Origin of the sequence: Geothrix alkalitolerans (genome assembly GCF_022808885.1) — a bacterium.
In the GTDB taxonomy this organism is placed as follows: Bacteria; Acidobacteriota; Holophagae; order Holophagales; family Holophagaceae; genus Geothrix; species Geothrix alkalitolerans.
Window position 1 is genome coordinate 151,207 of sequence record NZ_JAKZLE010000002.1, and the last position, 19,652, is coordinate 170,858.

Consider the following 19,652-nt stretch of genomic DNA (forward strand, 5'->3'; position numbering starts at 1 on the left):
CCTATTCTACGGAATCGCCGCGGAGATAGGTGTGCTTGGCGCTGCGGCCCTCGAGGATGAAGAGCACTTCCTCCGCGATGTTGGTGGCCTGGTCCGCGATGCGCTCCCAGTTCTTGATGACGAGGATCAGGTGGCTGGCCCGTTCGATGCAGAGGGGATCCGCCAGCATGCTGCGCAGCAAGTCGCGATAGAGCTTTCCGTAGAGGGCGTCCACACTGTCGTCGCTCAGGATGACGGCATGGGCCAGAGCGGCGTCGTTGCTCACGAATGCGTCCACGGCCCGACGGACCATGCTCCGGGTCTCCGTGCCCAGGCGCTCCAGATCATTCCCGGCCAGGATGGGCGGATGGACCATGCCCACGCGGCGGGCGATGTTGCAGCAGTGATCGCCGATGCGCTCCAGCTCGGGGATGATCTTCAGGCTCGAGGCGATGCGGCGCAGGTCCGAGGCCGCGGGGTTCCGGAGGGCCAGGAGATCGATGCACTGCTGATCAAGCTTCAGCTCCCACTCGTCCATGCGGCGGTCCAGGTGGTTCACCTGGTCGGCCTTGGCCTGGGACGGCTCCGCCAAGGCCTGGATGGTGAGCTCGAGCATCTCCTCCGCCACCCCGGCCATGGCCATGATGCCTTCCCGGAGTTCCTTCAGTTCCGTGTCGAACTGCCGCATCAGCCGAACCTCCCCGTGATGTAGTCTTCCGTCATTTGAACCCTCGGCGTGGTGAAGATGCGCTCCGTCAGGTCCATCTCCACCAGCTTGCCCAGCCAGAAGAACGCCGTGTAGTCGCTGACCCGGGCGGCCTGCTGCATGTTGTGGGTGACGATGACGATGGTGAGGCTCTCTTTCAGTTCGCCAATGAGGTCCTCGATCTTCGAGGTGGCGATGGGGTCCAGCGCCGAGCAGGGCTCGTCCATCAGGAGCACTTCAGGATTCACCGCCAGGGCCCTGGCGATGCAGAGCCGCTGCTGCTGGCCGCCGCTCATGCCGCTGGCGCTGTCCTTGAGCCGGTCCTTCACCTCATCCCAGAGAGCGGCCTTGCGCAGCGCGTCCTCCACGATGCCGTCCAGGGTCGCACGATCCTTGACTCCGAAGAGGCGTGGTCCGAACGCGACGTTCTCGTAGATGGACTTGGGGAAGGGGTTCGGCTTCTGGAAGACCATGCCCACGCGGCGCCGGAGGTCCACCACGTCGATGCCGCCCCGGTAGATGTCCACCCCGTCGATCTGGATGTCGCCCCCGACATCGACGTCTGCAGCGACCTCGTGGATGCGGTTGAAGCACTTGAGGAAAGTGCTCTTGCCGCACCCGCTCGGGCCGATGATGGCCGTCACACGCTCGGCATGGATGTCCATGGAGAGGCCATCCAGGATCTTCTTCGGGCCATAGCTGAAGGCCATGTCGCGGACGGACAGCTTGATGGGCTTGGTTTCCGGGAGGGTGGGGGTGAGCATCAGCGTGTCCGCCGTCGGATGGCGCGGTCCACCAGGCGGACCAGCAGGTTCAGGGTGAGGAGGACCAGGATCATCACGGCCGCGGTGCCCGCCGCGATTTCCCGGGCGTCGGGCAGGGTGCCGTCCGAGGTGACGTACCAGAGGTGCACGGAGAGGGTCTCACCGGGCACCGTGAGGCGGAAGTCCGGGAACTGGGCGCTGGCGTTGGTGCCCGCGGTGAAGACCAGGATGGCGCTCTCGCCGAAGGCCCGGCCCGCCGTGAGCACCAGGCCCGTGAGGATGCCGGTGGCGGCGTAGGGCAGGGCCACCTTGAGGATGGTCTGGAGCTTGGTGGCTCCCAGGCCGTAGCTGGCTTCCTTCAGCTCCCGAGGCACGGCCAGGAGGCTCACCTCGGTGACGCGGGTGATGACGGGGATGTTCAGGAGGGCCAGCGTGAGGGCGCCGGAGCGGATGGAGAAGCTCCAGCCCATGGCCTGCACGAAGACGATCATGCCGAAGAGGGCCAGCACGATGGAGGGGGTGGCCGCGAGGGTCTCGATGCAGAGCCGGAGGAAGCGCAGGGCCCGGCCCTGGCCCGCATAAGCCGCCATGTAGATGCCGGCGCCCAGGCCCACGGGCAGGGAAATGCCCAGGGAGAGCACCACCAGGTAGATCGAGTTGAAGATCTGCGGCTTGATGCCGCCACCGGCGTCGAGGGTCTCAGGCATCTTCGTGAGGAAGCCCAGGTTCAGGACCGGCCAGCCCTGCTTGAGGATGGCCCCCACGAAGAGGATCAGCACGGCTACGAACGTCAGCGCGATGGCCCAGAGGACACCGCGCATGAGGCGGTCCACGACCTTGGAGGTCCGGGAGCGGCGGAAGACGGGGATGGCGGCGTTCATCAGGCCTCCTTCCCGCGGCCCAGGCGACGAGTGGCCAGGATCAGGACCATGGTCAGCAGGTAGAGCAGCAGACCCATGGCGAAGAGGACGTTGTTCCAGGTGGAGCCGGCCGCCGTGTTGGGGAGCTCCTGCACCAGCTCGGTGGTGAGGGTCGCCGCCGGCGTGAAGAGGGCGCGGAGGAACGGAGCCCGGTCCGTGGATTCCCGCATGAGGGCCACCCACTGGGGGTTGTTGCCGATGACCATCTGCACGGCCATGGCCTCGCCGATGGCCCGGCCCAGACCCAGCACCATGGCGGTGAGCAGGCGGGGGCGGGCCGCGGGGATGAGGACGCGCCAGATGGCCTGCCAGCGGCTGGAGCCCAAGGCCTGGGCGCCTTCGTCCAGGGCGGCGGGCAGGGACTCGAAGGCGTCCGTGGACAGGCTGACGATGGTGGGCACGATCATGACCGCCAGGATCAGGGCGGACACGGCGAAGCCCGAGGCCGGGGCCTCCTCGAGCCAGGTGCGGCTCACCAGGGGCAGCACCACAGTGAGCCCGAAGATGCCGTAGACCACCGACGGGATGCCCACGAGCAGATCCATGACCTGGCGCATGAGGTTGCGCATCCAGGCCGGGGCCATCTTGGCGATGAACACGCCCGTGAGGACGCCGGCCGGGGCGGCGATGAGAAGGGCCAGCCCGGTGACGCCCAGGGAGCCCGCGATGAAGGGCAGGATGCCGAAGCGATCCGAGGAGGGGGCCCAGTCCGCGGACAGGAAGACCTCGGAGAAGCTCAGGGTCCTCCCGGTGTTGCCGGCCATGGGCAGAAAGGCGGCCAGCCCGCGGGTGGCCAGGAAGTAGAGGATGCCTCCGATGAGGCCCACCACCAGGAGGCTGCAGACCAGGAAGCCGAGGTGGGCCCAGCGGTCCGCCAGCCGCTGGAGCCGGCTGTGCTTGAAGGCGGGTGCGACGGCACCGGCCGGGCTGAGCCCATCCTCAAGCATGGGATAGCCGCCTTCGGAGGCGGCCGCGATGGAGACTTCAGGTGCCTGGGGCATGGGCTCGCCTTTCCGCAAACCACCCGGCGGCAGGGCCGCCGGGTGGGCAAGGGTGGTCCCGATGGATCTCAAAGCTTGGTCTTGAGGGACTTCACGTAATCCACCGGCAGGTAGCCGGCCTTGATCACGTTCTGCTGGAACGAGGGGCTCAGGATGTAGGCCAGGAAGTCCTCCACGGCCTGCTTCACCTTGGGATCACCCAGCTTGGCGGGGTTCGTGTAGGCGTGGCCGAAGGAGAAGACGGGATACTTGCCGGATTTCACGGCCTCGTTGGAGCAGGCCACGCCGTTGTAGGCGATGCCGGCGATCCGGTTCTTGTTCTTCTCGAGGTGCTCCAGCTCCACGAAGGAGATCGCCCCAGGCGTGGTGGCCACGGCCGTGACGACGGCGCCGGTGGAGTCCTGGATCAGCACGTCCTTGGCGAACTCCTGGTCGTGCAGGATGGTCTTCTTCTGGACGGCTCGGGTGCCGGAGGACTCGGGGCGGATCACTCGGACGATCTTCCGGTTCTGCCCGCCGACTTCCTGCCAGTTGCCGATCTTGCCGGTGAAGATCTGCTCGGCCTGCTGGGCGGAAAGGTTCTTCACGCCGACGCCCGGGTGGGCCACCAGGGTGAAGGGCTGGACCACGATGTTGTGGTTCTTGATGCCGGCCTTCTCCTGGTCGGGAGTGGCGAACACGTCGGAGATGCCGATCTGGCAGCCGCCGCTGGTCACCTGGTTCAGGCCGGTCATGGAGCCGCCGCCGCTCACAGCGATCTGGACACCGGGATGGGACTTCATGTAGTCCTCGGCCGCTTTCTTGACGATCGGGCCCAGGGCGGTGGAACCCATGACGGTCACGGTCTGGGCCTGGGCGGCCCCGGTCACCAGCAGGCCAGCCAGGATGGCCCGGGCCATGAATCGGATCTTCATCGTTGCCTCCTTCAATGACCTCGACTCTGAGGGGCATGGGTAAAGGCCTGTGATCATGGGTGTGACATCCCTGTAACTTCCGCCGGGCCGCCCTTGGCCTCCCCCCGGGGGTTCCAGGCTTGCCCCCGAGGGAATAAGTGGATTTAATGATTGAAGATCCAGCGGGCAGATCGAGGCCACGCCCTTTGCCCCCGGGGATCACGACCATCCCTTTTTTCCATTCCGGGTGGCCGAAGCCAGGGCAGGGCCCCCTTCGGTTTCCCGACCTCCCATCCCGATATCCAGCCCCAAGGAAGGCCGCCGCGCTTGCCATGCGCCAGCCGTAGCCTGGGAACCCACAGGAGAATCCTTGAACCCCAAGAAAATCATGATGATCAACGCCACCGATCCGGAAGAGATCCGGGTGGCCAGCCTGATCGACGGCGTGCTGTTCGACTACGACGTCGAGTTCCTCCACAACGAGAAGATCAAAGGCAACCTCTACAAGGCCAAGGTCGTCCGGGTGGACACCAGCCTCCAGGCCGCGTTCGTGCACTTCGGCGGCCAGAAGAACGGCTTCCTGCCCCTCGGGGAGCTGCCCCGGGACCTGAGCGAGGGCCGCCGGGGGCGGATCCAGGAGATTCTCCAGCGGGACCAGGAGATCCTCGTCCAGGCCGTCCGCGAGGAGCTGGGCACCAAGGGCGCCATGATGACCGGCCAGATCAGCCTCGCCGGCCGGTACCTGGTGATCACGCCCGGGAACCCCGTCAACGGCATCAGCCGCAAGATCGAGGGCACGGAGGAACGCCGGCACTTCAAGCAGCTGGTTGACACCCTCGAGATCCCTGAGGACATCGGCGTGATCGTCCGCACCGCCAGCCTGGGCGTCACGAAGGAGGACTTCCAGCGCGATCTGGAGTACCTGCTGGACACCTACAAGGAAGTGCTGAACCGCTACAAGCACCGCCACGGCCCTGGCCTGGTCTGGCAGGAGGATGACGTCGTCACCCGCACCCTGCGCGACACCTTCAGCGCCGATGTGGAGGAAGTCCAGATCGACGATCTGGACACGTTCCATGCGGCCCAGTCCTTCTTCAAGCGCACCATGCCCCAGCACCTGGACGTGCTGAAGCACTACACGGGCAAGAAGCCACTCTTCTCTCGCTTCCAGCTGGAAGAGCAGATCGACCGCATCTACGGCCGCAAGGTGCCCCTGCCCAGCGGCGGCGCCCTGGCCCTGGATCAGACCGAAGCCATGGTGGCCATCGACGTGAACAGCGGCAAGACCTCCGGCGACGGCGTGGAGGACATGGCGTTCAAGACCAACATGGAAGCCGCCGAGGAGGTGGCTCGGCAGCTGCGCCTGCGCGACCTGGCCGGCCTGGTCGCCATCGATTTCATCGACATGAAACGCGATTCCCACATCCGCGCCGTGCAGGACCGCCTGGTGGACTGCCTCAAGGCCGACAAGGCCCGCATGGAGGTGGGGAAGATCAACCGCTTCGGCGTGCTCGTCATGACCCGCCAGCGCATCCGGCCCAGCCTCCAGCATGTGAACCACGAGGCCTGCCCCACCTGCGCCGGCACCGGCAAGGTGAAGACCCTGGAAGCCCTGGTGCTGTCCGTGGTGCGTCGCCTGCAGGGCATCCTGGCCAAGGGCGGCATCGGCGAGATCCGCGTGAAGCTGGCCCCGGCCATCGCCGCGGCGGTTCAGAACCAGAAGCGCCGGGACCTGGCCCAGATGGAGGAGCAGAGCGACGCCAGGATCCTCATCCAGGCGGATTGGTCCATGTCCTACGGCGAGATGGCTGCCGAGATCGAGCGGGCGGAAGAAACCCCCGTCGAGAAAGCCGCGCCCAAACCGCACCGTGAAAAGGGCGCTCCAGAGGACGAGACCGTGGTCCTGGGCGGCGACAGCCCGATCTCCTTCGAGAAGGCCCTGGGCACTCCGGGCGAGCCCGCCAAGGAGCCCAAGAAGGAAGCCTTCAAGTACGACCGGCGGGACCTTCAGCGGGCGGCCCTGGATGAGCGGGAGCGGTTGCGCGCCCTCTTCGAGAGCGCCAAGCCCGAGGACGATGAAGACGAAGAGGGGACTGACGCCGAAACGGGCGACTCCAAGGGTGAGGGTGCCAAGCGCAAGCGTCGCCGCCGTCGCCGGAAGGGCGGCGCCGAGCGGAATGGCGAGGCGGCGGGGGTTCTGGCCGCTGATTCCATCGAGCCGACCTCCCGCCCGGAGCCTTCGTTTGAGGCCCAGCCCGAGCCGCCGAAAGCCACGGCGGACCTCGTGGCCAGCCTCCTGACTCCCAGCCCGAGGCCGAAGATTGGTGGCGCCGCGCCTGCGGCCCACGAGCCCGAGGCGGCCCCGGCCAAGCCCAAGCGCACGCCCCGGGCCAAGGTGACCGCCCTGCCGGAACCCGTGACGACGGTGACGCCTGCCCCCGAGGCGATCCAGGCCGCTGAACCCGTGGCGGAAGCTCCGGCCAAGAAGAAGGCCGGGCCGAAGGCCAAGGCACCGGCCAAGACCGCTGCCAAGACCCCCCCCAAGGCTGCGGCCAAGGCTGGGGTCAAGGCCGAGGAGGCTCCCGCCAAGGCTGAGGAAGCTCCCGTCGCCGCCAAGGCCAAAGCCACGCGCGCCAAGAAACCCAAGGCCGAGTAGTCGTCCATGTCGATCTACTGGCTGGCCCCTCTCGCGTCCCTGGCCACCCTTCTGGGCGGCTGGGGCGTGGTGCGGTTCCTCCAGGGACGGGCGCAGTTCATGCGCCTGCTCTCGGGCGTGGCGGCGGGCTACCTGCTCTCCGTCACCGTGGTCCGCATCATCCCGGAATGCATGGAGGCCAAGGGCGGCGAGGGCAATGCCTTCTGGGTTCTGGCCGGCTACCTGCTGGTCCACATCATGGAGCACGGCATCACGCTCCACTTCCATTACGGAGAGGAGACCCACAAGGATGGGACGCCCCTGAGCGGCGTCCTCGCCCTGGTGGGGCTCTCCCTGCACAGCCTCATGGATGGTGTGGCCATCGCCGCGGCCCTGGCCACCCACAGCAACCTCGGTCCCCTGGTGGTGCTGGGCATCCTCTTCCACCGCATTCCCGAGGGCGGCACCATCGCGTCGATCTTCCTGGTGCGGGGCTTCGGGAACCGGGGCGCCATCCTGGCCGCGGCGACCCTGGCCCTGGCGGCCCTGGTGGGAGCGGCGGGGCAGTCCATGCTGGGCCTTCCCACGGGGCCGGTGCTGGGGCTCACGGCTGGATTGGCGCTCTACGTGTCCAGCTCCGACCTCCTGCCGGAAGTGCAGAAAGTCTCCGGCTTCCGCAGCACGGTGGCGCTCCTGGCCGGGGTGGGCATCTTCCTCGTCAGCTCGCGGCTGCTGCCGCACCATCACTGATCGCCCATGGCCATCCCCGGGAGGACCCGAGGCCTGATGCTGGGTGCCGTGCAGGCCCTGCTGGCGGCCCAGGGCCTGCCTGATCTTCCGCAGCCCCTTCCGCTGGACGCGCCCACGCCCGCTGAGTTGCTGCCCCTCCGCCCCTTCCGCGTGGACCGGGGGCCGGGTCTGGCCAGGGTGCCCTTCGATTACCGAGGGGAAGGGGTCTTCGAGGAGGCCGATGTCTGGACGCTGGAGCAGGGTGCCATCCAGTCCGAGGGGTTGCTGCTGCTGGCGGACCGCATCCGGTACCACATCCCGGACGGCCGCCTGGTGGCGGAGGGACACATCCGACTGGAGGGACCGGGCCTGCGGCTCCGGGGGGAGCGCCTGGAGATGGACTGGGAGCGGCGATCCGGCCAAGCCTGGGCGCTGCAGATGGACCTGCCTCCGAGCTGGACCCTGCGCTCCAGCCACGTGGCCTTCACCACGCTGCGCACCTGGGCCTTCGATGCCGTGGAACTGAGCCCTTGCCCGGAGGAGAAGCCCGGCTGGAAGGCCCGCCTCTCCTCCCTGAAGGTCGACCTGGATGGCTTCGCCAGCATGTGGAACGCCCGGGTGCTCCTGGGTGCCGTCCCGATCTACTACGTGCCCTATGCCCTGTATCCGGCACAGGCGGAGCGGACCTCGGGCCTGCTCCCCCCGAAGATCGGGATGTCCAGCGCCTTCGGCACCACCCTGGGGCTTTCCTATTACCAGGTCATGGGCGACTCGGTGGATGCCACCTTGTCGCCGGAGTACTTCACCAAGGAGGGCGTCCTCTGGGGTGGGGAAGCACGCTGGCGGCCGGACCTGACCCACCAGGGCAGCTTCTCCGGCCAGACCATCCACCAGAAGAGCCTCGACGAGCGCCGCTACCGCTACTCGCTGAAGGAGGTGTGGCAGCGTGAGGATGGCTGGCAGCTCACGGCGGACGTCAACCAGGCTTCGGACAATCTCGTCGATGCGGATTTCGGGAAGGGCATCGGCTACCTCGGCGCCACCAGCTTCGACTCGGCGATCTACCTGGGGCGCACCTACACCTTCGGAAACCTCAACCTCTCGGCCGCTGAGCAGCGCAGCTTCTTCTACACGAAGGACCAGGGGGATCCCTTCTACAGTCCGGATTTTCCGGCCTCTCTCCGCCGGCAGACGCTGCCCCAGGCGGAATTCCGCTTCTTTCCCGTCTCCCTGGTCGGCCCCCTGTACCTCGATGGCGGCGTCCGGGTGGGCCGGTTCGCCTACCGCATCGAAGGCAGCGCCACGGCCCCCGCGGATACCTACGCCTGGGACCGCCAGGATGCGAATGCCCGCATCCACGGCCGCCTGGGGCAGTGGGGACCCTTCCGCGCGGACTTCGAGGCCATGGGCCGCGCGACCCACTACAGCGCCAGCCTGGGCTCTTCCGTGTTCGATCCGGAGGGCGGGGCCACCGACACCGTGGTGAACCCCGCCACCAGCCCCTTCCAGGTGGATGGTGCGGCGGCGACGCGGTTCCTGGGCTCGGGACATCTGCGGCTGTCAGGACCGCAGGTGGGGCGGACCTTCAAGGATGTCTCGCTCCTCGGATACAAGGGCGAACTCAAGCATGTCGCCGAGCCCTATTTCGGCTGGACGCAGACGAGCCTGTACGGCGAGGCGGGCAGGCTGCCCCGGTTCGACTCGGTGGACGCTTTCCCGGGCGTGAATGAAAGCGCTTCGGGCGAACGGAGCTTCGAAGTGGGCCTCAAGCAGCACATCTTCGGCCGCCCGGGGCCTGGCACCGGGTTCGCGGATCTGGCGCGACTCCGCATCGCCACCCGCTACCATGCGTCGCCCATCATCCTCAGCGACGGCCGCTACAAGAAGGGCTGGTCCAGCGTGGACACGGACCTGGACGTGGAACCCGACGAGCGCTTGCGGATCAGCCTCCGCCGTTCCTCGGACCTGGGCGCCGGCGGCTCGGACAATGCTCTGAGCATGGACTTCAAGGTCAAGGACGGAAGCCGGTTCAACCTGGCCTACTTCTCCACGGGCATCAACCGGTTCCTGGTGCGCCAGAAGGGGCTGCAGGCGGGCGGCGTCCAGCGTTTCTGGGACGACCGGCTCCGCCTGGAATTCAGCGCCAACTACGACTTCCACATGAGCGCCTTCGCCTCCAGCCAGGTGGCTCTGGCCTACGTGGAGCCCTGCGTGGCCTACGTGCTGAAGTACACCCACGTGGCCCTGAACACCAACCTCGTGTCCGGCGGGCGGGAGGATCGCATCGACCTGACCCTCACCCTCCGCGGGCTGGGGGACCTCTTCAGCTTCAGGCGTTGAGAGCCATTCCTACGGAAGGAAACGGCGGGTGATCCTGCGGTGGAGCGCGCAGCTCAGTTCGTAGGGGATGGTGCCGAGGAGCTGGGCCAGACGCTCGAGGCTGTGCGCCGCCGCGGGGTCCCCGCTGTACAGGGTCATCGGCTCCCCCGGCGCCACGGGCACGTCCAAAGGCAGGGCCACCGTGAGGTAGTCCATAGAAATCCGGCCCACCACGGGAAAGGTCTGGCCACGGAAGCCGACGACGGCCCGGTTCCCCAGGTCGCGTCGGTAGCCGTCCGCATAGCCGCAGGCCAAGGTGGCGATCTGCAAGGGATGGGGCGCGACGAAGGTGCGGCCATAGCCCACCGTCGTGCCCGCGGGCATGGCCTTCACCCGGGCCACCTCGGCCACCAGCTCCAGGGCCGGCTCCAGGCCGAGCGCACGGCCTTCGGCGACCATGGCCAGGCCGTACAAGGCCAAGCCGGGTCGCACGTGGGTGTCCTGGTCCAGCAGGCCCCGCAGGCAGGCGTCGCTGTTCCCATGGTGGCGCTGGGCCGGATGGACGCCTCCGTCCGCCAGCTGCGCCATGCAGGCATCGAAGACCCGCCGCTGACGGTGGGCGAAACCAGGATCCGGATCGTCCGCCGTGGCGAAGTGGCCCATGGCGCCTTCGATCCATGGGGAGAGGCGGCGCAGGGCCGGAAGGCAGTCCCCCAGTTCCGAGGGCAGGAGGCCGAAGCGTCCCATGCCTGTGTCCAGCTTCAAGTGGAGCCGCACGGGGTGCTGGGGCAGGAGGCGGGCATAGTCCTCCAGATGCTCCGGCCCCACCACCGCGATGGTGAGGTTCTCCGCGCTGGCGGCCGGCAGGGCCTCGGGGCGGAGGCCTCCCAGGACGAGGATCGGACAGGTGATGCCTCCCCGCCGCAGCTCGAGGCCTTCTTCGAGGCTGGAGACGGCGAGCCCGTAGGCTCCGGCGGACTCCAGGGCCCGGCCCACGGGCACGGCCCCGTGCCCGTAGGCGTTGGCTTTCACCACGCCCCAGATCTGCCGTCCGCCCACAAGGGTGCGGACGCGGCCCAGATTGCGCGCGATCCGGCCCAAATCCACCTCCGCCCGGAGGGCCCGGCCCTCCGGATGCGGCTTCAGGGGTTCGAGGTGCTGCTCATTCACCAGGCGGCCATCACTCGGCAAGGCCCTGATCGACCAGCCAGCGCTCGGCGTCGATGGCGGCCATGCAGCCGCTGCCCGCGGCGGTGATGGCCTGCCGGTACACATGGTCCTGCACGTCGCCGCAGGCGAAGACGCCGGAAATGGCCGTGCGCGTGGAGCCCTTCTCCACCTGGAGGTAGCCGGTCTCGTCCATGGGAAGCTGGCCCTTGAACAGGCCCGTGTTGGGCTGGTGGCCGATGGCCACGAAGAGCCCCTCGACAGGCAGCTCGGACTCGGAGCCGTCCACGGTGTCCTTGAGCTTGAGAGCGCGGATCTTCTCCACCTTTTCGCCCATGGGCGTCTCGTGGGTGGCGGTCAGCACGTCGAGCACCACCTTGTTCCAGACGGGCTGGATCTTCTCGTTCTTGAGGGCCCGATCCTGCATGGCCTTGGAGGCGCGGAGTTTGTCCCGGCGGTGGATGAGGTGGACCTTGGTGGCGAACTTCGTGAGGAAGGTGGCCTCCTCGATGGCGGTGTCGCCGCCGCCCACCACGGCGATCTCCTTGCCGCGGAAGAAGAAGCCGTCGCAGGTGGCGCAGGCGCTCACGCCGCCGCCCGTGCGGGAGAGCTGCTCATCCTTGCTGATGCCCAGCCACTTGGCCGAGGCACCCGTGGCGATGATCACGGCGTCCGCGGTGTACTCGCCCTTGTCAGTGGTGAGCTTGAAGGGGCGGGCCTGGAGGTCAGCCTTGAGGACGGTCTCGGACTTGATGACGGTGCCGAAGCGGAGCACCTGCTCGCGCATCTCGTCCATGAGGGCCGGGCCGGCGACGCCCTGGCGGAAGCCGGGGAAGTTCTCCACTTCCGTGGTGATGGTGAGCTGGCCGCCGGGCTGGGCGCCTTCGAACACCAGGGGCGCCAGGTTGGCCCGGGAGGCATACAGGGCCGCGGTATAGCCCGCGGGGCCGGTGCCGATGACGACGACTTTGTGGTGGCTCACAAGATTCTCCTGGCAAGGAACAGGCTTCAGCCGTCCTTCGAGTCTAGCGCGCCTGGATCGGCTGGCGCCTAGAGCGCCTGGACTGGCGGCGCCTAGCGGGCCAGCCCCCGCTCCCGCAGCAGGGCTTCGGCGGCAGGCACGTCCGCGGGCACGTCCACGCCCAGGCTCAGGAAGGGGGTGTCCGCCACACCGATGGGGATACCCGCGGCCAGGGCGCGGAGCTGTTCCAGCATCTCCAGCTGCTCCAGGGGGTGAGGCGCCAGCCGGGTGAAGGCTTTGAGGGTATCCGGCCGATAGGCGTAGAGCCCCAGATGACGCTTGAAGTGGGCCAGCTGCTCCGGCTTCATCCATGGCCGGAAATCCGGTTCGAAGACCGAGGAGTTGCGCAGGTAGGGGATGGGGCTGCGGCTGAAGTAGAGGGCCCGCCGGTGGTCGTCCACCACCACCTTCACGGCGTTGGGATTGAAGAGCTCGTCGGCATGCGCGAAGGGGCAGGCGGCCGTGCCCATTGGCAGGTCCGGCTGGTCGCGCATGAGGCCCACCACGGCAGCCACCGTGTCGGGGTGCATGGCCGGTTCATCGCCCTGGATGTTCAGCACGCAGTCGAAGGATTCCCCCAGGGCCGCGAGGGCCGCCGCCGTGCGGTCCGTGCCGGAGGGCAGGGCGGGGTCCGTCATCACGGCTTCGCCGCCGAAGCCCTTCACGGTGTCGGCGATGCGGCCATCGTCCGTGGCCACCACCACCCGGTCCACGCCCTGGGCCCGCTTGGCCGCCTCGAAGACCCACTGGATCATGGGTTTCCCGGCGATGAGGGCCAGGGGCTTGCCCGGGAAGCGGGAGGCCTGGAATCGGGAGGGGAGGACGGCGAGGGTGCGCATGGGAGCAGTTTAGACGGGATGAGGCCTGAGGGCTGACCCCCCCGGACTCCAGTCCCCGGACGCTCCTGCCGATGCCACTTCATCGGGAGTTCCATGGATCCCTCCTTTGACGATGTCTGGGCTGAATGCGAAGACCTGTTCGTGCAGGCCCGGCAGAGGCTGGCCTCGCTGAAGTCGCCCCAGCCGCCGCACGTGGTGCAAGCCTCCGTCAACGCCCTGTTCCGCACCACCCATACGCTGAAGGGCATGGCGGGGATGCTTGGCTTCCCCCGGTTCAGCCAGGCTGCCCACCGCATGGAGGACATCTTCGACCTGATGCGCCAGGGGCGGCTCCGGTCCACGGATTCGCTGATCGAAACGCTCGAGGCTGGCATCCAGGCCCTGGAGTCCGGATTGGCCGAGCTCCGGCGGGGGCGGCCGGAGCCTGAGGACTACCTTCACGCCATCCGGCGCCAGCTCGGCGAGCTGGAAGCGCTGGCCAGGCCGTCCGAAGGCGCGGTCCTGGACCTCACCGGGCTCCTGGATCTCCCACCTGACCTCCTGAAGGCCCTGTCTGAGTACGAACGGACGCGGGTCACGGCGGTGCTCCTGGCGGGCATGCCCATCCAAGGTGTCAGCGTGCGGCTCGACCTGGCGACCTTCGATGAACGCCTCAGGAGCATCAGCGAGGCGGCAGGCGCCCAGGGCGAGCTGATTTCCACGCTGCCGCTCGAGATGCACGACGATCGCGACGGCCTGTTTTTCCTGCTGCTGGTGGCCACGCCGGCCCTGGAGGCCGAGGGTCTTGGCACCCTTCCGGAAGAGAACCTGGAAGTCATGGCGCTGGCGGATCCGGACCGGGTGCCGGCCAGCTTGAAGGCGGATCCCGGTCCCCTGGTTTCGCCGGAACCGGCGCAGGCGGCCTCCAACCTCCCGGCGGCCTTCCCCCAGGATGCCGAGGTGCTGAGGTTGCCGGCCCAGCGGGTAGATGCCCTGGAGGCCAGGCTCATGGCCGTCGCGCAAGTGCGGGACTCGGCGAGCCTGGCCCTCCGAGAGGTCCAGGATCCCGGCCTGGCCCGGCCCATGGCCATGATGGGGGAGATCGAGGCTGGCCTGCTGGAGGTCCAGAAGGCCCTTCTGCAGATGCGCATGGTGAAGGTCGAGAGCCTGTTCCAGAGGATCGAGCCCATGGTGAAAGCCCTCAGCCGGGACATGGGCAAGCCGGTCCGGCTCTCCTTCCAGGGTGGGGATCTGGAGCTTGAGCGCAGCCTGCTCGGGCGGCTCGCCGAGCCGTTCCTGCATCTCGTGAGGAACGCCCTCGACCACGGGCTCGAAAGCCCCGCGGAACGGGTGGCCCAGGGCAAGGCCGAAACCGGTTCCCTGAGGATCTCGGCCTCCCAGCGGGGCCAGAATCTCCGTTTCGACCTCCGGGACGACGGGCGCGGCTTCGACCTGGCGCGCATCGAGGCGCGCGGCATCGCCATGGGGCTGCTCAAGGAGGGTCAGGTCCACTCTGCCGAAGACCTCCATCGGCTGGCCCTGGAGCCAGGTTTCTCCACCAAGGAGCGGGCCTCGCAGATCTCCGGCCGGGGTGTGGGCATGGACGTCGTGCGGGCCGAGGTGGAAGGGATGGGCGGCGACATCCAGATCTCCAGCGAACCCCGCCTGGGCAGCCTGGTCCGGCTGAGCCTGCCCCTGTCCAGGGCCGTGATCGCCTGTCTGAAGGTCCGCTGTGGCCAGCAGACCTTTGGGGTGCCGCTGAACCATGTGCTCCGGGTCCAGTCGAGCCTCGCTCCCGTTCATGGGGGCGGGCGCATCGAGGTCCTGGGCCGGGACCTGCCCATGGAATCGCTCCAGGCCTGCCTGGGATTGCCCGAGCCGGCCGGCCAGCAGTTCTTCGTGGTGCTTCGCCAGCAGGGTGCGGCCGCCGAGGCAGGGCTGGACCTCGCGTTGGGGGTGGACGAGGTCGCCGGCCGCGTCGAGCTCCTGCTCCGGAGCCTGCCCGAACTGGCCCATACCCCGGGAATCATGGGTGGGAGCCTCCAGGAGGACGGTGTCCTCTGGGTGCTGGATCCGGAGGCGGTCATGGGCCTGGCCATGGATTCCCTCATGAAGCGGGTGGCCGATGTCTGATTCACGCCTCCTCCTCCACGCCAGGGCCGCCGGGCGGGCTTTCCTCCTGCCCTTGTCCGAACTCCGGGAGGTGGTCCCGGGCGCCCCGGTGGCGCCCATTCCCAGCGGTCCCCCGGGCATTCAGGGCGTGGTGCTCCATCACGGGGAATTCCTCCCGGTGTTGGATTGGGGCGTGGTCGGAGGAGACCCGGACCACGCGGCACCCCCCACGGTGCTGGCGGTTCTCCGGCCCCGGCTGGGTCTGCCCCTGGAGGGGGTGGCGGGCACCGTGGAGGCCCCGGAGGGGGGCCTGAACGACTCCCCCGCCGAGGATGCCTGGAGGCCCATCCTGGCCGGACTGTGTCGGCTGGAGGACCAGGAGCTGCCGGTGCTGGATCCCGATCGGCTCCTGGCGCTCCTGCACCGCCTCCGCAAGGCCCGCTGACTGCCTGGGGCGTCCATGCGATGATGGGGGTTTCGTGCCCGGAGGCTCCCTTGAACCGTCGCCTTGCCGCCCCCGTCGGAATCACCGCAACTGGGCAATGTTTTCCCCCAAACGTGGTCACCAACGACGATCTCTCCAAGATCATGGAGACCAACGACGAGTGGATCCGCACCCGCACCGGCATCCGCGAGCGTCGCTGGGTTGAACCCGGCACCGGCGCCTCCCAGCTGGGCGCCCCGGCCCTTCAGATGGCGCTGGACAGCCGTGGCATCAAGGCTTCGGAGCTGGACCTGATCCTGGTCACCACCGTGACCCCCGACACCCTGTTCCCGGCCACGGCCTGCCGCATTCAGGACATGGTGGGCGCCACCAACGCCTTCGGGTTCGACCTGAATGCCGCCTGCTCGGGATTCCTCTATGCCCTGACCACGGCTTCCAGTCTGGTGGCCGCCGGCGGCGTGCGCCGGGTGGCCGTGGTGGGCGTGGACATCATGTCCACCATCATCAACAAGGAAGACCGCGCCACCGCCGTTCTGTTCGGGGATGGTGCCGGCGCCGTGATCGTGGAGCGGGTGGACGATGGCCTCGGCATCCTCGACTTCGAGCACAAGGTGGACGGTTCCGGCGGCTGCTTCCTGTTCATGCCTGCGGGTGGTTCGCTGAAGCCCGCCACCGCGGAGACGGTGGCGGCCAAGGAGCACTACATCCACCAGGCCGGCAGCGAAGTGTTCAAGAACGCCGTGCGCGAGATGGCCGACAACAGCAAGCTGCTCCTTGACCGCAACGGCTTCCGCGGCAGCGATTTGAAGCTGTTCGTGCCCCATCAGGCCAACATCCGCATCATGGATGCCGCCGCCAAGCGGCTCGAGCTCGACCCTTCCCGCATGATGGTGAACATCGACCGCTACGCCAACACCACCACGGCCACCATCCCCACCGCCCTTCATCAGGCCGTGGAGGCGAAGCGCATGGCCAAGGGCGACCTGGTGGTTCTGTCCGCCTTCGGCGCGGGCTTCACATGGGGCTCCACGCTCCTGCGCTGGGCCTACTGAGCTTCCGGCACCATGCGGATCATCGCCGGAAGCCTGAAAGGGCGGCGCCTGACGGCCCCCCCGGCCGGCGATCTCCGGGTCAGGCCGACCTCCGACCGGGCCCGCGAGGCGCTTTTCTCCATTCTCCAGCGATGGCCTTCGGGCCCTTTCCTCGACCTGTGCGCGGGTACCGGCGCGGTGGGGCTCGAGGCGTATTCCCGGGGGTACGGGCCAGTCACGTGCGTGGAGGCCACCGAACCCGGGTGGTCCTGCCTGCTGAAGAATGCCAACGCGACCGAAATCAAGACGATGCGCGTGGATTTCCGCCGACTGCCCGGGGATGCCTTCTGCGACCAGGCGGTGGTGTTCCTGGATCCTCCCTACGACCAGGCTGAGGCTCTCTGGGGCCGGATGGCGGCCCGGCTGAGGCCCTGGATGGCGGAGGGAGGTGTCCTCGTGTTCGAGACGGAGCGGGGCATCCGGCTGGAATTACAGGACGGCTGGGCTCTGGCCGAAACACGCGAGTATGGTGCAGCCCGATTCCATTTCTGGACCCCAGCTTGATTTCAAGGCTGAGGTTCCCGCCAAGGTGGATGCGTCCGTCCTGGCCATGGTGCTCACCCGACTGAAGCGGAGCACGGGGCTGGTCTGGCTTTCGGCCTTTCTGGTGGGGTTCCTGCTGTTCGTGCTCACGGCGCCTCCGGAATTCCGGCTGACCCTCCCGGGGCTGGCTTCCATGGCGGGCCTGCTGGCGCTGGCGGTGGGGGCCTCGATGCTTCAGATCCACCGCCTGGACGGCCTCCTGGCGGGGGGAATTCTCAGGGCGGACCTCTACCGCTCCCTGACCCGGTTCCCCCAGACTTCTTCGCTGCTCTTCCTCTACCTTGGGGCCTGCCTGAGCGCCGGGACCTACATATGGGTGAAGCTGCGCCTGGGCCAGAGCATCCTGGTGAGCTCGGTCATGGCGGCCATTTCCCTGGTTGTGGTGGCGCTGGCTGCCATCAGCCAGTACTTCCTGACCAAGCAGAACCTGATGAAGATCTACCGGCTCATGGCCGGGCAGCCCGGGTTCACTGCATCGGATGCGCGTTTCGCCACCAGCCTGCGGGCGAAGTTCGGCTTCGGCATCCTGGCCATGACCGGGGGCGTGCTCATGCTCTCCCTCCTGGTGTCGGGGCTCACGCTCCAGTCCTCCATCCGAACCAAAGTCACGAGCTATGCCAGGAACGAGTTGGCCAACCTCGAGGATTCCGTGGCCTTCGTGCAGGAGATGAACACCACACCGGAAGACCTGGATGCCTTCATGGGCACGCTGAGGCTGGGTACCGGCGGCGGCATTTCGCTCCAGCTCCCTGCGAGCAAGGGTGGGAACCTGCTCGGTTCCCGCCTCCAACCGGGAGGAGGCGGAGACATCGTCGTGATCCAGCCCCTCCCGGACGGTTCGAAGCTCCGGGCGGTGATCCCCGAGGCCGAATACGCGGACGCTATCTGGAAGGCGTTCCGGCCCAGCCTGGCCATCCTGCTCCTGGCCGGGATCTTCCTGATCTACTTCATCCAGCTGATCCTCCGGGATGTTCAGCAGCCGCTGCTGCTGCTCAGCCGCAACGCCAAGCGGGTGGGGGAGGGGCGCATCGATACCCTCGAGGCCGTCTACAGCGATGACGAGGTGGCCACCCTGGCCGAAGGCTTTGGCCGCATGGTGGGGAGCCTGCGGGGCATGGTGGTCCAGATCCGTTCGGCCAGTCGCGACCTGGCGAGGGCTTCCAGCGCGATCCGGGAGTCCGCGGACGGGGTCCGCCAGTCCAGCCATGGCCAGCGCGAGCTCATCGAGTCGTTCCATGAGGAGATCAACGAGCTGACGGACACCTCCATCAGCATCAGCGCCAGCTCCATGGAGCTGAGCCTAGCCTCCGAGAACACCAACTCGACCATCGTCCAGATGGCCGCCAGCGTGCAGCAGATCAACCGGAGCATGGATGAGCTGCTGCTCGTGGTCGAGGGGATCACCTCCGCCATCCGCGACTTCGACATCTCCATCAAGAACGTGGGCAAGAACGTCGACCACCTCGCCGGCCACGCCGAGCACACACGCGAGTTCGCGGAGAACCTGGAGCAGAGCGCCTCTGCCATCGACGACAACGTGAAGATCGCCCGGCGCTACGCCAAGAATGTGATCCACACCGTGGCCCGGGGCATGGAGCTGGTGGCGAGGAACCGGGACAAGATCCAGGTGATCGACCGGGTCGTCCAGGACTTCCAGAGCACCACGCGCACCCTGCTGCAGCAGGGAACGGACATCGCGAAGATCCTGGACTACATCGGAAGCCACGCCCAGCAGACCAACCTGCTGGCCCTGAACGCAGCCATCATCGCGTCCCAGAGCGGCGTGGCAGGGGAGGGACAGGCCAAGGGGTTCTCCGTGGTGGCCGACGAGATCAAGGAACTCGCCGAGCAGACCGGACGTTCCACCCAGGAGATCCAGCAGATCATCGGCACCCTGCAGGCGGAGATCCGGAAGGCCTACCAGCAGGTGGAACTGGGGATCGACGCCGTCCGGGACGGGGCGGAATCCGTGGTCCAGAGCGAAGAGGCCCTCCGGGCCATCCTCGAATCCGTCGGAGGCATGGACCGGGTCGTGGAGAGCATCCTCAGCGAGACCCTCCAGCAGGGCGGCCAGGCGAGCATGATCCACGAGGCCAACCGGAACATCCACCACCAGGTGGAGACGATCCGCTCGGTCATGGACGAGCAGCAGCAGACCAGCAACCACATCCTGTCCCTGGCCATGAACGTCCAGCAGGCGACCAGCGTGGTGCGGGACTCGACCCGGGAGCAGAGCGCGGGGAGCGATGAAATCGCGAAGGCCACGGAGCAGGTCAGGACCCTGGCCAGCAGCCTCCACGAGATCCTGGCTCGCCAGGAGAACCACGTGCTGTCCCTGAAGGAGACCATGAACCGGGTACTGGGTAAGGCCCTGGAGAGCGAACGGGCCATCGAGGACTCCAGCGGAGCCGTGGAACAGCTGGGGGTCCAGGTCCACATGCTCAACCGAGAGGTGAACCTCTTCAAGTTGTAGCGCTACTGTTAGGCTGGAAGCCGCTTCCCCGGGCCC

The 19,652-nt window shown here is 67.7% G+C and carries 16 protein-coding genes; 8 read left to right on the top strand and 8 right to left on the bottom strand.

Annotation, left to right across the window (positions count from 1 at the left end; genetic code table 11):
* Position 1 precedes the first annotated feature (1 nt).
* The 5 genes from phoU to MLJ35_RS04795 all read right to left on the bottom strand — a co-directional run bounded on the left by phoU (position 2) and on the right by MLJ35_RS04795 (position 4,284).
* Complete coding sequence (gene phoU / locus MLJ35_RS04775; protein WP_243293740.1) at positions 2 to 667, bottom strand: phosphate signaling complex protein PhoU; 666 nt, start codon at positions 665 to 667, stop codon at positions 2 to 4.
* Complete coding sequence (pstB, locus tag MLJ35_RS04780) at positions 667 to 1,449, bottom strand: phosphate ABC transporter ATP-binding protein PstB (RefSeq protein ID WP_275976381.1); 783 nt, start codon at positions 1,447 to 1,449, stop codon at positions 667 to 669. Before pstB ends, phoU begins: the two co-directional genes overlap by 1 nt.
* Positions 1,449 to 2,330, bottom strand: coding sequence for a phosphate ABC transporter permease PstA (pstA, locus tag MLJ35_RS04785; RefSeq protein WP_243383261.1), 882 nt, complete (start codon positions 2,328 to 2,330; stop codon positions 1,449 to 1,451). Before pstA ends, pstB begins: the two co-directional genes overlap by 1 nt.
* Positions 2,330 to 3,370: a phosphate ABC transporter permease subunit PstC gene (pstC, locus tag MLJ35_RS04790; protein WP_243383262.1), complete on the bottom strand. Its 1,041-nt coding sequence runs from the start codon at positions 3,368 to 3,370 to the stop codon at positions 2,330 to 2,332. The genes pstA and pstC overlap by 1 nt, the downstream gene beginning before the upstream one ends.
* Positions 3,371 to 3,438: 68 nt before the next feature.
* Positions 3,439 to 4,284 (bottom strand): phosphate ABC transporter substrate-binding protein, encoded by an 846-nt coding sequence (locus MLJ35_RS04795; protein ID WP_243383263.1) that lies wholly within the window; start codon positions 4,282 to 4,284, stop codon positions 3,439 to 3,441.
* A gap of 349 nt (positions 4,285 to 4,633) precedes the next feature.
* Between MLJ35_RS04795 and MLJ35_RS04800 the strand changes: the two genes are divergently transcribed.
* Genes MLJ35_RS04800 through MLJ35_RS04810 form a run of 3 tightly spaced genes read left to right on the top strand, consistent with a single transcriptional unit; the run spans position 4,634 to position 9,967 of the window.
* The gene (locus tag MLJ35_RS04800) at positions 4,634 to 6,919 is read left to right on the top strand and encodes an Rne/Rng family ribonuclease (RefSeq protein ID WP_243383264.1); all 2,286 of its coding nucleotides are present in this window, start codon (positions 4,634 to 4,636) and stop codon (positions 6,917 to 6,919) included.
* A gap of 6 nt (positions 6,920 to 6,925) precedes the next feature.
* The gene (locus MLJ35_RS04805) at positions 6,926 to 7,648 is read left to right on the top strand and encodes a ZIP family metal transporter (RefSeq protein WP_243293735.1); all 723 of its coding nucleotides are present in this window, start codon (positions 6,926 to 6,928) and stop codon (positions 7,646 to 7,648) included.
* A 36-nt stretch (positions 7,649 to 7,684) separates the two neighbouring features.
* On the top strand, positions 7,685 to 9,967 hold the full coding sequence (locus MLJ35_RS04810; RefSeq protein WP_243383265.1) for an LPS-assembly protein LptD: 2,283 nt from the start codon (positions 7,685 to 7,687) through the stop codon (positions 9,965 to 9,967).
* A 9-nt stretch (positions 9,968 to 9,976) separates the two neighbouring features.
* Here MLJ35_RS04810 and alr read toward each other — a convergent pair whose 3' ends face one another.
* The 3 genes from alr to kdsB form a co-directional block, all read right to left on the bottom strand.
* Entirely contained in the window at positions 9,977 to 11,137 is a 1,161-nt protein-coding gene (alr, locus tag MLJ35_RS04815) for an alanine racemase (RefSeq protein WP_243383266.1), read from the bottom strand.
* Entirely contained in the window at positions 11,127 to 12,095 is a 969-nt protein-coding gene (gene trxB / locus MLJ35_RS04820; RefSeq protein WP_243383267.1) for a thioredoxin-disulfide reductase, read from the bottom strand. Before trxB ends, alr begins: the two co-directional genes overlap by 11 nt.
* Positions 12,096 to 12,187: 92 nt before the next feature.
* On the bottom strand, positions 12,188 to 12,973 hold the full coding sequence (gene kdsB / locus MLJ35_RS04825; protein ID WP_243383268.1) for a 3-deoxy-manno-octulosonate cytidylyltransferase: 786 nt from the start codon (positions 12,971 to 12,973) through the stop codon (positions 12,188 to 12,190).
* Positions 12,974 to 13,066: 93 nt separating this feature from the next.
* On the opposite strand from kdsB, the gene MLJ35_RS04830 reads away from it, so the two are divergent.
* Genes MLJ35_RS04830 through MLJ35_RS04850 form a run of 5 tightly spaced genes read left to right on the top strand, consistent with a single transcriptional unit; the run spans position 13,067 to position 19,616 of the window.
* Positions 13,067 to 15,085 carry a chemotaxis protein CheA gene (locus MLJ35_RS04830; protein ID WP_243383269.1) on the top strand — a complete coding sequence of 673 codons (2,019 nt, stop codon included), beginning with the start codon at positions 13,067 to 13,069 and terminating at the stop codon, positions 15,083 to 15,085.
* The gene (locus tag MLJ35_RS04835) at positions 15,078 to 15,509 is read left to right on the top strand and encodes a chemotaxis protein CheW (RefSeq protein WP_243383270.1); all 432 of its coding nucleotides are present in this window, start codon (positions 15,078 to 15,080) and stop codon (positions 15,507 to 15,509) included. The genes MLJ35_RS04830 and MLJ35_RS04835 overlap by 8 nt, the downstream gene beginning before the upstream one ends.
* A gap of 50 nt (positions 15,510 to 15,559) precedes the next feature.
* Positions 15,560 to 16,561, top strand: coding sequence for a beta-ketoacyl-ACP synthase III (locus MLJ35_RS04840; RefSeq protein WP_243383271.1), 1,002 nt, complete (start codon positions 15,560 to 15,562; stop codon positions 16,559 to 16,561).
* 12 nt (positions 16,562 to 16,573) lie between these two features.
* Complete coding sequence (locus MLJ35_RS04845) at positions 16,574 to 17,104, top strand: RsmD family RNA methyltransferase (protein WP_243383272.1); 531 nt, start codon at positions 16,574 to 16,576, stop codon at positions 17,102 to 17,104.
* Positions 17,105 to 17,129: 25 nt separating this feature from the next.
* Positions 17,130 to 19,616: a methyl-accepting chemotaxis protein gene (locus MLJ35_RS04850; protein ID WP_243383273.1), complete on the top strand. Its 2,487-nt coding sequence runs from the start codon at positions 17,130 to 17,132 to the stop codon at positions 19,614 to 19,616.
* The last annotated feature ends 36 nt before the right edge of the window (positions 19,617 to 19,652 follow it).